We start from the raw sequence: 12,509 nt of genomic DNA on the forward strand, positions 1-12,509 counted from the left end.
CCTTAAAAAGAGGTCGGACGCGGCAGCGGCACCGGCACGTTGGCGATCGTCCCGGCGGTATCCGCAGTGGCCAATTTGTCCGGCTGCGGTTCGTTCTGACCCGGAATAAGTCCCGCGAAGACGAAATTCGGCTCGTGGTCCATTTCCTGGATATAGGGCGACAGGACCTTCATGCGGCCGACCTCGTCGCGCGTTTCACTGCGGACCTTGGCGCCCTTGGCGCTGCAGATATTGGCAGTGATGTCGGTCACCTGATCCTGGCCCGGCCCATAGGGCCGCAGCGAACTGAGCGTGTCGGGCGCGGCAAACTGCGAGGTGAAGCCCTTCTGCAGCAAGTCAGCGGAGGCATCCGCGCGCGCCGCAAGGCTGTCGGTGCCGAGTACAACGGAGATCAGCGTGCGGCCGCTGCGGGTTGCCGAGGCGATCTGGTTGAAGCCCGAGGCGCAGATGAAGCCGGTCTTCATGCCGTCCGCGCCTGCGAAACGGCCGATCAGAGCGTTGATGCTCGGCACATTCTTGGTGCCCGTCGTGATGCCCTCAAGCGAGAAATAGCCGGCATATTGCGGGAACTCGCGGCGCAGTGCGACGGAGAGAACCGCAAGATCGCGCGCCGTCGTGTACTGGCCTTTGCCGGGCAGGCCGTTGGGATTGACGAAATGGGAATCCGTCATGCCGAGCTTTGCTGCCTCGGCGTTCATCTTCAGCACGAAGGCTTCCTGCGTGCCGCCGACGGCCTCAGCAACGGCAACCGCGATGTCATTCGCCGACTTGACCATCAGGATCTTCAGTGCGCTGTCGAGCGTCAGTTTCTGTCCCGGCTTGAAATACATCTTCGCCGGCGGCTGGGCGGCCGCCCGCTTGCTCATCACAACAGGCGTGTCGAGGCTGATCTGACCGGCGCGAACCGCATCGAACACTGTATAGACGGTCATCAGCTTGGTCAGCGAGGCGGGATACCATTTACGGAACGCCTCGTCGTGCTCCAGCACGCGGCCGCTCTGGACATCGACGAGAATATGCGGGTTCGCATAGGCTTGGGCGGAGGCCGAAAGAGCGATAGCGGCTGCGGAAGCTGCGATTGAGAGCGGCCGCAAAGCGGCAAACAAACGGTTCTGGCGCGTCGACACGGTTCGTCCTTAAAGATGTCCGGAAGTCTCGAAAGTTTCCCCTATTTAACGTATATGGCCATGACATGGCAAAGGGCCTTGATTAAGTTATTTCTGCGGCATCGTGTCCCCGCGACCCGGTTCCGTCCCCGATTCGATTTTCACGACAGGAAAGCCAGCATGCCGATTTTGAACAGAGCCGCCGAACTTCAGGACGAAGTGACAGAGTGGCGACGGCATATCCATGCGCGTCCCGAACTTCTCTTCGCGGTCGAAACCACCGCTGCCTTCGTGGCCGAGAAACTCAAGGAGTTCGGTGTCGACGAGATCGTCACCGGCATCGGCAGGACCGGCGTCGTTGGCCTGATCAAGGGCAAGGGCGAAGGCGCGCGCACCATTGGCCTGCGCGCCGACATGGATGCCCTGCCGCTCACCGAAATCAGCGGCAAGCCCTGGGCCTCGACGACCCCGGGCAAGATGCATGCCTGCGGCCACGACGGCCATACCGCCATGCTGCTCGGCGCGGCGAAATATCTGGCCGAGACGCGCAACTTCAACGGCAATATTGCGGTCATTTTCCAGCCGGCCGAAGAAGGCGGCGGCGGCGGCAACCTGATGGTCAAGGACGGCATGATGGAGCGCTTCGGCATCGAAGAGGTCTACGGCATGCACAACCTGCCGGGCCTTCCGGTCGGTCACTTCGCCATCCGCAGCGGCGCGATCATGGCCGCCACCGACGAGTTCACCATCACCATCAAGGGCCGCGGCGGCCATGCGGCACAGCCGCACCGGACGATCGATCCGATCGCGATCGGCGCGCAGGTCGTCAGCAACCTGCAGCTGATTGCTTCCCGCAGCGTCGACCCGCTGCGCTCGGTCGTCGTCTCGGTCACCAAGTTCAATGCCGGTTTCGCGCACAACGTCATCCCGAACGATGCGACGATCGCCGGCACGGTGCGCACGCTCGACGAAGAGGTGCGCGACCTCGCCGAGACGCGCCTGAAGCAGGTGGTTAACGGCCTGGTTGCGGCCCATGGAGCCGAGGTCGACATCAACTTCAACCGTAACTATCCGGTGACCTTCAACCACGCGACGGAAACCGGCCACGCCCTTCGCATCGCTGGCGAGATCGCCGGCGCCGGCAATGTGAATGCCGAGATCGACCCGATGATGGGCGGCGAGGACTTCTCCTACATGCTGAACGCCCGTCCGGGCGCATTCATCTTCATCGGCAACGGCGACACGGCCGGCCTGCACAACGCCGCCTACGATTTCAACGACGAAACCATTGCCCACGGCATTTCCTACTGGGTGCGGCTTGCCGAACAGCGCCTCGGTGCCTGAAACCGACTTCATGCGGGCATTGCAAAAGAGCTTGGCTTCCGGCCAAGCCTTTTGTATGCATGACGCTCAAGTGGTCCCGTAGCTCAGCAGGATAGAGCATCAGATTCCTAATCTGAGGGTCACGCGTTCGAATCGCGTCGGGATCACCAGTATTTTCAAAGTTAACCTTCGATTTCCCCAGAGTGTCACGTTCGTGCATCCGTTCACGTTGTTCTCAATGGATCAACGTGTTGTCGACAGCCTGAATAGACATCACCGAAATCGATAACATCCGTATCTAGAGTGGATCGAATCTGACGCTTGGTACCCGCGCAGAAACCTCCGTCCCGGTCGTGGAAGGGCGTTTCGACCCTGCCCGGAAGCAGAAATTCCAGTGTCGCACGAGGGTGGTTAGCGATCCTTTGGTTATTCGTCACTCCGACAAAGCGGCGCGCAGTTTACGCCCAACCTCACTTTTGGGTAATGTCGCCTTCGAGCTATTCTGAATACCCTGCGGTGGAGATTTTGCAGCATGGCGAAGCTCGTCTTTGGAATGAACCAGTCCCTGGACGGCTACGTCGACCACCTGGAAATGCCGACAGGCCCCGCGCTCTTTCGTCACTGGATAGAGCAAGTGCGCGACCTGACGGGCAGTGTGTACGGCCGCCGCATGTACGAGATCATGCGTTATTGGGACGAAGACCGTCCTGGGTGGAGTGCGGAGCAACGCGAGTTCGCGGCGGCGTGGCGGCGCCAACCGAAGTGGGTCGTGTCGCGCGCGTTGACGTCAGTCGGCCCCAACGCCACACTTGTCGAGGATGACATCGAGGCGGTGATACGTGGCCTGAAGGCACGGCTCGTTGGGGAGATTGCAGTTTCCGGACCAGACCTAGCACGAAGCCTAACCGACCTTGGTCTTATTGATGAGTATCGACTCTACTTCCACCCCGTCGTGCTTGGTCGCGGCAAGCCATTCTTCGCCGGCCCGCGGCCACCACTGCGCCTTGTCTCCACCGATCACGTCGGCGAGGACGTGATTAGGTTGACGTATGTTCCTGCTTAATCGCGCGTCTCGCCAGACGGACTGCGCCGCCGCGTCTGGTCGGCTTTGGGTCGAGTTTTCCCCTTTGGTCGCCGGCCGAAGATCGGACATCCAGTGCGGCGATAGGACCGCCGCACTGACATGCCCAAGGGCCATCGAACTCACTTGAGCCAACCGGTAATGATCGGAATGAGGCGCTGGCTTTTGCAATGAACGCGGCGCGACGCTCGTGCATCTCTTAGAGAGGTATGGTAGCTAGGGTGCATCTTCGAGACGCCAAACTGTCTTGGGAACGGGACGACTTCTCCATGACAGCCAGCAACCGCATCGCCCTCTCCAGCGACCACGCCGCCATTCAGCTGCGACAGGCCATTGCCGGTCATATTGCGGCGCAAGGCTGGGTAGTCGTCGATATCGGACCGACAACGCCGGAGAGCACACACTATCCTAAGCACGGCGAAGCGGCGGCGCGGCTCGTCGCCTCCGGCGATTGCCGGTTTGGCATCATCCTATGCGGCACCGGCCAGGGCATCATGATGGCGGCGAACAAGGTAAAGGGCATCCGTTGCGGCGTCTGCGTCGACACATTCTCAGCCCGCATGATCCGCCAGCACAACGATGCCAACATGCTGTCAATTGGCGTGCGCGTGGTGGGCGAAGGGCTGGCGCTCGATATCGTGGATGCGTTCCTGACCGCTCGTTTCGAGGGCGGCCGGCATGCGGCGCGGGTGGAGATGATTGAGGCGCTGGAGGGGTAGCGCCGTCCTTTTGTTCTTCTTCTTTGGGTTCCCGCCCCGAATCCCCAAGCTGACGGATGACCGCTTCTTACATTTACGTCCAGAAGATGCCGGTCGGCTATCCACCAAACCTCGTCGTTTCCCGATGGCTCGGTTATGCCGAACCGCCGCATGACCAGGAATACTTATCGGCCCCAAAGCTCTGCCATGCGGCATAATCCGACTTACGGCATAATGAATGGTATCGCCGGGCGGGTCGCCCAGGGTCAGGGCTAAAATCAGTTCAGCCACGTCGTCAACCAGCTTAGGGACACGCGCAAGCCGCGTCTTGTCGTGCAGCAGACCCGGCACGCCCTCTTCCATGAACCGCGCCTGCCAGCGCCAGACGGCGGTCTTGCTGACACCGGCTGTGCGCATCATCGCCGCCGTGCCCAGCCCATCGGCCAGTGGCCAGCACGATCCGGGCGCGCCAGACGTGCTTCTGGGGGGTGCGGTCGTCAACGATCACCTGCAGGCGCTGCGATCGGTCGGGTTCAAGTGGACGGTGATGCCAGTGGGCATCCTGAAGGCTCGCACGCCGGCAAACTCGTGGGAATCCCACGAAGGACCCTTGTGTCGATATCAATCCAGCCGCGTCCTCGTAACCGTATCGGTGCGTCGCCGCGATGGCGATGACACCAATCACCGTCATCGGTTTGCTGTACATGGTCTCAAGCCGTCTTCGCGACACAGGATGGCCGCAATCCTCATGTGGGTGCTTCTGGCGCCGGTCTTCCTACCGACGTTTATCGCTATCCCGCTGCCCGCTTTGGCGACACAAGGCATCGCCCTTTTTTCTATGGCGTCGCCTTTGTCCTTGCGTTGGTTCCCAGCGAGGGCTTCACGCCGGCAGGCCAATCTCAAGCTGCGCGGCCTTCGGCCCTGACGAAGCCGCGCAGAGGTCAGTTTGGCAGGCTCGGGATGGATTAGGACCAATATCGAGCACGCCCACCTAGAGGAAGGATGGGCGGTTCATGCGCGGCGATCAGAAGTCCGGCAATTAGAGTCGGGACAGAAACCTCTCCAACTCCTCGGCATCAACAGGCACGCGATGACGTTCCTCGGGATAGGCGCCGCTTGCGATGTCGGCGGCGTATTCGCGGAATGCCGCGATCCGTTCCACCTGGATCCGATCATATTCCGCCGCGAGGTTGCGATAGACCTTGGCGTGGCGCGGATAGCGCCCGCGGTTCAGGCCCAGCACGTCCTCGGAGAACAGATATTGGGCATCGCAGCCGCTGCCGGCTCCCATGGAGATCAGTAGCATCGAGGTCCGTTCCGAAATCGCCGCAGCGACCTCGGCCGGCACCACCTCGATTTCCACGCTGAAAGCACCCGCAGCCTCCAGATCCTTCACCTGCTTGTAGACGAAGGCTGCCGATGCCGCCGTCTTCCCGACGGCCCGAAAGCCGCCCGTCCATGTGGAGTGCGACGGAATGAGCCCCGTATGGCCGCAGACGGGAATATGTTCGTCGCGCAGCCGCCTGATCGTCTGCAGGCTGGCGGCGCAGTAGATGGCATCGGCTGACGCCGCCCGCATCTTCACGGCGCAGCGCAGGATCTCATCGGTGGTGGCACCGCTCTGGCCGTACTCGCCGCCGGGGATTGCGAAGCGACCGGGAGCGGCATCGCGAAACTGTGGATCGAAGAGGAGCTCGGGAGGAACCGAAATCAGATCGATGCCGGCGGCCTCGGCCGCTTCGGCCTCCTCGAGCGCTACCACGCGTAGCATGCTGAGCTGCCGCTTGCCCTTCATCGCCAGGAGGTCATGCACAGTCGGTCGCACTTGTTTGCTCATTGCCGATACCTTGAGAATACGGTCGCCACTCAGGCGGCCAGGAGGGATTTCAGTTTGACGTTGCTTGCAACGAGGGCCGCCGGATCCGGATGGGCGCGCGCCGCGATCAGCATTTCGGCAAGCCGAATATCGCGGGCGACCGCATTGCCGCGACCGACGCCGCTTGCCGCAAGCAACCGGCCGGCTTGATCGAGATGGAACAGGATGAAGGCGCCATCGCCGAGATCGCGTCGCAGATGCTGAACGGCGCCCTCCGCCAAGCCGGCGATCTGCAGCGTCACATCGTATTGATCGGACCAGAACCAGGGTACGGCGGAAACGGCTTCGCCAAGCCCTATCATATTGGCGGCGGCCAGTGCCCCCTGCTCCTGGGCATTGCGCCAGGATTCGAGCCGCACGCGGCGGCCGCCATAGATCGCCAGCGGGAACGAGCAGCAGTCGCCGGCTGCGTAAATGTCAGGTGCCGAGGTGCGCAGGAGTTCGTCGACGGCAATGCCGTTGTCGATCTTGAGGCCGGCGCAAGCGGCAAGATCCGTATTGGGAACGGCGCCAATACCGACGAGCACGAGATCTGCCTCGACAGCATCGCCATCGACCAGGCGGATGATCGCCCTTTCGTTTTGTTCCGTTACACTGTTGATGACAACGCCGCAGCGAATGTCGACGCCTTCGAGCGAATGGCGTTCGGTGATGACGCTGGCAACCTCCTCCGGCACGCCGCGCTTCAGCACGCGCTCCAGTCCTTCGAGAACCGTCACATCCGCTCCGAACGCCCGCGCCGTCGCGGCAAGTTCCAGGCCGATAAAGCCGCCGCCGATGATCGCGATGCGCTTGCCGGGCACCATGGCCTTGCGAAGGGCAACCGCGTCCGCATGGGTGCGCAGCGAACGGATATGCTCGCTCTCCGAGCCGATCCCCGGAAGCGGCCGTGCGCGAGCGCCGGTGGCAAGCAGGAGCTTGTCATAGGCAATGGTACGGCCATCGGAAAGCGCGACTGACTTTGCCTTAGGATCGAGACCCTGAATTGTGACACCCGTCAGCAGGCTGATGCCGCTTTCGACATATTTGGCCGGCTGGGCGATGAATTTCGGCGCCGCCGAACGCTCGTCGCTCGCCTTTGAAAGCGGCGGCCGCTCGTAGGGCGCGAGCGACTCGCTACCGATCAGCGTGATCTCGCCGTCATATCCCTTTTCGCGCAGGGCAAACGCCGCGCGTGCGCCGCACTCCCCTGCCCCGATGATCACGAAATGGGTCATCACAGCCTCCTCAGATCGAGATGAAGACGGCGCCGCCTTCGACTTTCACGGGATAGGTGCTCAGGTTGACGCAAACCGGCGCCCCCCTGGCTTCACCCGTCTTGTAGTTGAAGCGGCCATTGTGCTTCGGACATTCGATGATCTCGTCCATGACGAGGCCATCGGCAAGATGGACGTGCTCGTGCGTGCAGAGCCCGTCGGTTGCGAAGAACTCGTCGTCGGGGCTGCGGTAGACCGCAAACGTCCTGCCCGCGCAATCGAAACGCATGACATCCTCCTCGTCGATGTCCTCGACCGCACAGACCTCGATCCAATTTCCGCTCATCTTGTCCTCCCAAACTCTTCGTTTCGCGCCGGGCTATTGGGCCGCTGGCGCAAGCTCGCTGTGGAATTCCTCGCGATAGGGCCGCGCCGTCGCCGGCAGCTCGCGTTTGAGGAAATAGTCCTCGTTGCGCAGCTGGCGCAGAAATGCCGGGATCATTTCGCGATAGCCGGACAAAATCGACGGATTGGCCACCGGCAGATCGTGCTTGATCATCGCATGCAGGCGCGGCAGCGCGTGGTAGGGCACCATCGGGAACATGTGATGCTCGACGTGGTAGTTCATGTTCCAGTAAATGAAGCGGCTGACCGGGTTCATATGGACCGTGCGGCTGTTTAAACGGTGGTCGATGACATTGTCCGCGAGACCGCCATGCTGCAGCAGGCCGGTCAGCACATGATGCCACGCGCCATAGAGCCGGGGCAGGCCGATCAGCATCAGCGGCAGGATGGAGCCCATCGCAATCGCAGCCGCGATCGTTACGACATAGATGGCAAGCCAGCTGCGCGCGATAAGGATGGCGCGCGGCTGTTCCATCTCAGGAATGAAGGTCTTCTCCTCCGCGCTGATGATGCCGAAGGCATTGCGCAGCATGTCGACCATTGCATGCCAGACATCGAGAATGCCGAAGAAGTTCAGGATCAGCCGCAGCAGATCCGGCGGGCGCATCACTGCAATTTCGGGGTCCCGGCCGACGATCACCGTGTCGGTGTGATGGCGCGTATGGCTCCAGCGCCAGGTCACCGGATTGCGCATGATCATGAAGCAGGCGATCTGATAGACCGCATCATTCATCCAGCGCGTCTTGAAGGCCGTACCGTGGCCGCATTCGTGCCAGCGGCTATCGGATGCCGAGCCGTAAAGCACCCCATATGCAAGGAACAACGGCAGAGAGAGCCAGGAGCCCCAGAAATAGATACCAAACCCGGCAAAGACGATCATCGCCCCGAGCCAGATGATCGTGTCGCGAATGGCCGGGGCGTCGGAACGCTGCATCAGCGCCTTCATATCCTTGCGCGCAACCTCGGTGTGATACCACTCCGCGGCCGCCAGTCCCATGTCGACGGCCGTTCGGCCGCTTTCGCCGAGCAGGCTGTAGTCTCGTTTCTTCGTCTTGTCTGCCATTTTAATCTCCCACAGGCCGTCCCTCCCGGCCCGCCCAACAGAGATTAGGTTGACTTTCGTCATGCGACAATGCAGCCTTGATGTATTCTATCAAAACACATCATTGCGATGGCATTACGATGATGGATTCTTGCAGGGCACGATGGTAAAGCGACCAACGATACAGGATCTGGCGGATGCGTCCGGCGTTAGCGTCGCGACGGTCGATCGTGTGCTGAACGGTCGCCATCGCGTTCGGGAGGAGACGGCGCGACGCGTCTATAACGCGGCAGCCTCGATCGGCTACCATGCCGTCGGTCTGCTCCGGCAGCGGGTGTTTCAGGACCTCCCGCATTATCGGCTGGGGTTTCTGCTGCAGCGTCCTGCCCAGTCGTTCTATCAAACGCTCGCTCGCGAAATTGAGCAGGCGGTGCACGCCAATACGTCATTCCGCATTACGGCGCAGATCGAGTACGCGGCCGCGTCGACGCCGGCCGCCATCATCGAAAAACTGAAGCTTCTCGCGAGCCGCAATCAGGCGATTGCTTTGGTCGGACCGGACTATCCGGCCGTCACCGCCGAGGTCGAAGACCTGAAAGCCAAGGGCGTCCCGGTCTTTTCAATCCTGTCTGACCTCGCAAGCGGCGTGCGGCGGGGCTACATCGGATTGAACAATCGGAAGGTCGGCCGTACGGCCGCCTGGATGATCGCAAAGGCCGCCAGAAACCCCGGAAAGGTCGCCTGCTTCGTCGGCAGCCATCGTTACCACGGGCATGAGTTGCGCGAGATCGGCTTCCGCTCCTATTTCCGCGAGAATGCCCCTGATTTTGAGGTTCTCGAAACGCTGATCAACCTCGAGACGCCTGAGATAACTCACGAAGCCACTATCAATCTCCTCAAGCAGCATTCGGACCTCATCGGATTTTATGTCTGCGGCGGTGGCATGGAAGGCGCGATCTCGGCTGTCCGCGAAGAGGGCCTTGCCGGCAAGATTGTCGTCGTCGTTAACGAACTGACACCGGACTCGCGCGCAGCGCTTGCTGACGATGCGGTGACCGTGGCGATCTCAACGCCGATCAAGAGCCTCTGCAGCGAATTGATCACGCTGATGACCTCGTCCCTTGGCTCGGAGAATGATGCGGTTCCGGGGCAATCGTTCTTGCCGTTCGATATCTACACCTCAGAGAACATCTAGCCGCTCGTCGCGCCATTCCAGTATCACGACCAACGAGAACGGTATCGGTCGGCGGTGAGTCCGTTCAGGTGTGCGTCAGTTTCATGACACATTTAGCCGCTACTGCGGTGGACTGAATGTTCGCCCATGCGGACAAACAGGCACCGAGGCCGTCCACTTGACACCACCATCGCTCTATCGGCCAAGAATCGGCAGCATTTCGCTGTCCGCCATCACCGGGCTCTATCTCGTCATGTTCACGAACCGGACGTTCTGGGGGAAGGTTCACACCTATCTCGCCACGACGCCGACAGCGATCACCGCACTTTACATTGCGATCTCGGTTCTGTTCGTGGCCATCGTCACGGCCTTTTCGGCGAAATACGTCATCAAGCCGGTTTTGATTTTTCTGGTACTTGCGGCGGCACTGGCGGCGTGGTTCACGGACACCTTCGGCGTGATCGTCGACAGCGACATGATCCGAAATGCGATGGAAACGACGCCTGCCGAGGCCAATCACCTGATTACGCCCGGCTTTCTCCTGCATGTCGTACTGTTCGCCGTCATCCCGATCACGCTGATCCTTTGGGTCAAGGTGGTTCACCGCCCCGTGCTGCAGAAGCTCTTGTGGAACAGCGTGACGATCCTCTGCTGCCTGTTGGTATTCGGCGCCGTCGCGGGCGTCTACGCCAAGGAGTATACTGCAGCGATCCGTCAGCACCGAGACATCGTCAAGAGCCTGAACCCCGTCACCCCGATCGTCGGCGCCACGCGGTATTTCATGCAGGCCGGCAAAGAAGCCAGGCTCGTCGTCAAGCCGCTCGGCACCGACGCCAGGGTCGTCCCTGTCGTGGACGTGCACAAACCACGGGTGACGATTATCGTTGCCGGCGAGACGGCGCGGGCGATGAACTTTTCGCTCGGCGGCTATCATCGCGACACCAACCCCGAGCTTCGCAAGCAGGGCGTCATCTATTTCCCGCAAACGACGAGCTGCGGCACGGCGACTGCGACGTCGATACCCTGCATGTTCTCGCAGTTCACGCGCGCAAGCTTCACCCATCGCAAAGGCATCGAAAACGAAGGCCTGATGGATGTTCTCGCCCACGCGGGCATCGACGTGACCTGGTTTGACAACAACACCGGCAGCAAGGGCGCCGCTGCCCGCATCAATTATGTAGACCTCGCGAATTCGACCGATCGGCGGTTCTGCAAAGACGGCGAGTGCCAGGACGGCATCTTTCTGGACAAGCTCGACACATGGCTGAACGGCGTAACCAAGGATAGCGTGCTCGTCCTGCATCAGATCGGCAGCCACGGCCCGGCCTATTACCTGCGCTATCCCAACGAGTTCCGGAAGTTCACCCCTGAGTGCGAGACGGCGGAGCTCGGCAACTGCAAGGACGATGAAATCGTCAACGCATACGACAACTCGATCCTCTACACCGACCATTTCCTTTCCACGGTCATCGACAAGCTCAAGGCTCGCAGCGACAAGATTGCGACCGGCTTGATCTACATGTCGGATCACGGTGAGTCGTTGGGCGAGAAGGGTCTCTATCTCCATGGGGCGCCCTATTTCCTCGCCCCGGAGGAGCAGACGCACGTTCCTTTCGTCGTTTGGCTCGACCCGGATTTCACTGCGTCGATGGCACTCGACAAGGCATGCTTGGCCCAGTCGACAGCACAGCCGACATCCCATGACAACCTGTTCCACAGCGTGCTCGGAATGATGAATATCTCGACGTCCGTCTATGACGCGAAGCTTGATGTCTTCGCCGGTTGCAAGACGGGTCGGACCTCCTAGCGCTAAGAGCGCGCTGCCCAGGAAAGGCCGCGACGAAGAATGAGGCGCATGTAGGGGTGATCGAATTCGCTCTCTACATGGCCGAGCGCCGAGTAGAACACACGTCCCGAGCCGAACTGGCGCTTGAAGGCGACCGGCATCGTGACGTTGCGCGCAGCCGCATCATACTCACCGGAAAAGCTCGTCGTCGCCAGGATTTCGACCGACGGATCGTAGTGCAGGTAGTATTGTTCTGACCGATAGTCGAAATCGGGAATACCCTCCATCACAGGGTCATGGTGGCGCGTGACGTTGACGCGAAAATCGATGATGTTGCCGGGATGGGCGACCCAGGTCACGCCGGAAACATAGCGGAACGGAGCACTCTCTTTGAACGAGGTCGCAAGCGCGCCGTGATGCCCGCCGAGGCCGAGACCGCCGCGCACGGCCTCCACCAACGCATTGGCATGCGCCTTCTCGATCTTCTCGCCGGTGATAACAGGTACCAGCAGATCGGCGGTCGCGATCGCTGCTGAGCCGAAGATGCCAAGGTCGCCGGTCACCTCGACGGCAAAGCCATCCTCCTGCAACAGTTCCCCGACGCGGTGCGCGCACGCTTCAGGCTCGTGGCCGCTCCAACCGCCCCAGACGATGATCGCTTTGCGCATGCGCACCTCCCTTACCGAACGTACTGGGCCGCCGAAAATGGCCAACTCTTCCTTACGACAAGACTGCCGGCATAAGCCAGTGCGAGCCTTTGCCGATCACATTTTTTGGCGGCGGTCGGAAGACGGAACTTTTCCAACCGACACGGCGTTTGTT

Annotated in this window: 12 protein-coding genes and 1 tRNA gene; 7 read left to right on the top strand and 6 right to left on the bottom strand. The window is 61.1% G+C overall.

From position 1 onward, the window contains the following. Positions 1 to 2: 2 nt before the first annotated feature. Entirely contained in the window at positions 3 to 1,127 is a 1,125-nt protein-coding gene (locus tag LPU83_RS57460; protein WP_024316161.1) for a D-alanyl-D-alanine carboxypeptidase family protein, read from the bottom strand. Between the two features lie 159 nt (positions 1,128 to 1,286). Here LPU83_RS57460 and LPU83_RS57465 point away from each other — a divergent pair, with 159 nt between their 5' ends. The 5 genes from LPU83_RS57465 (at position 1,287) to LPU83_RS73495 (ending at position 5,133) form a co-directional block, all read left to right on the top strand. Next, positions 1,287 to 2,450 (top strand): M20 aminoacylase family protein, encoded by a 1,164-nt coding sequence (locus LPU83_RS57465; RefSeq protein WP_024316160.1) that lies wholly within the window; start codon positions 1,287 to 1,289, stop codon positions 2,448 to 2,450. Positions 2,451 to 2,522: 72 nt separating this feature from the next. Beyond that, a tRNA-Arg gene (locus LPU83_RS57470) sits at positions 2,523 to 2,599 on the top strand. Between the two features lie 362 nt (positions 2,600 to 2,961). Then, positions 2,962 to 3,492 (top strand): dihydrofolate reductase family protein, encoded by a 531-nt coding sequence (locus tag LPU83_RS57475; RefSeq protein ID WP_024316159.1) that lies wholly within the window; start codon positions 2,962 to 2,964, stop codon positions 3,490 to 3,492. A 287-nt stretch (positions 3,493 to 3,779) separates the two neighbouring features. Then, positions 3,780 to 4,229: a ribose 5-phosphate isomerase B gene (gene rpiB, locus LPU83_RS57480; RefSeq protein ID WP_024316158.1), complete on the top strand. Its 450-nt coding sequence runs from the start codon at positions 3,780 to 3,782 to the stop codon at positions 4,227 to 4,229. A 340-nt stretch (positions 4,230 to 4,569) separates the two neighbouring features. Next, positions 4,570 to 5,133, top strand: coding sequence for a hypothetical protein (locus tag LPU83_RS73495; protein WP_024316157.1), 564 nt, complete (start codon positions 4,570 to 4,572; stop codon positions 5,131 to 5,133). Between the two features lie 114 nt (positions 5,134 to 5,247). Here the strand turns inward: LPU83_RS73495 and LPU83_RS57490 are convergent, their stop codons facing one another. The 4 genes from LPU83_RS57490 to LPU83_RS57505 are packed head-to-tail and all read right to left on the bottom strand — an operon-like array spanning position 5,248 to position 8,748. Beyond that, positions 5,248 to 6,045, bottom strand: coding sequence for a 3-methyl-2-oxobutanoate hydroxymethyltransferase (locus LPU83_RS57490; RefSeq protein WP_024316156.1), 798 nt, complete (start codon positions 6,043 to 6,045; stop codon positions 5,248 to 5,250). 29 nt (positions 6,046 to 6,074) lie between these two features. Continuing rightward, positions 6,075 to 7,301, bottom strand: a complete 1,227-nt coding sequence (locus LPU83_RS57495; protein WP_024316155.1) for an NAD(P)/FAD-dependent oxidoreductase — start codon at positions 7,299 to 7,301, stop codon at positions 6,075 to 6,077. Between the two features lie 10 nt (positions 7,302 to 7,311). Further along, entirely contained in the window at positions 7,312 to 7,626 is a 315-nt protein-coding gene (locus LPU83_RS57500) for a MocE family 2Fe-2S type ferredoxin (RefSeq protein WP_024316154.1), read from the bottom strand. Between the two features lie 33 nt (positions 7,627 to 7,659). After that, entirely contained in the window at positions 7,660 to 8,748 is a 1,089-nt protein-coding gene (locus LPU83_RS57505) for a fatty acid desaturase family protein (RefSeq protein WP_024316153.1), read from the bottom strand. 142 nt (positions 8,749 to 8,890) lie between these two features. Here LPU83_RS57505 and LPU83_RS57510 point away from each other — a divergent pair, with 142 nt between their 5' ends. Together LPU83_RS57510 and LPU83_RS57515 are read left to right on the top strand one after the other, a co-directional pair. Next, on the top strand, positions 8,891 to 9,922 hold the full coding sequence (locus LPU83_RS57510) for a LacI family DNA-binding transcriptional regulator (protein WP_024316152.1): 1,032 nt from the start codon (positions 8,891 to 8,893) through the stop codon (positions 9,920 to 9,922). A 157-nt stretch (positions 9,923 to 10,079) separates the two neighbouring features. Then, entirely contained in the window at positions 10,080 to 11,708 is a 1,629-nt protein-coding gene (locus LPU83_RS57515) for a phosphoethanolamine transferase (protein ID WP_024316151.1), read from the top strand. A 2-nt stretch (positions 11,709 to 11,710) separates the two neighbouring features. On the opposite strand, the gene LPU83_RS57520 is transcribed toward LPU83_RS57515, so the two are convergent. After that, the gene (locus tag LPU83_RS57520; protein ID WP_024316150.1) at positions 11,711 to 12,355 is read right to left on the bottom strand and encodes a ThuA domain-containing protein; all 645 of its coding nucleotides are present in this window, start codon (positions 12,353 to 12,355) and stop codon (positions 11,711 to 11,713) included. Positions 12,356 to 12,509: the final 154 nt, after the last annotated feature.

This window comes from Rhizobium favelukesii (genome assembly GCF_000577275.2).
Taxonomy (GTDB): Bacteria; Pseudomonadota; Alphaproteobacteria; order Rhizobiales; family Rhizobiaceae; genus Rhizobium; species Rhizobium favelukesii.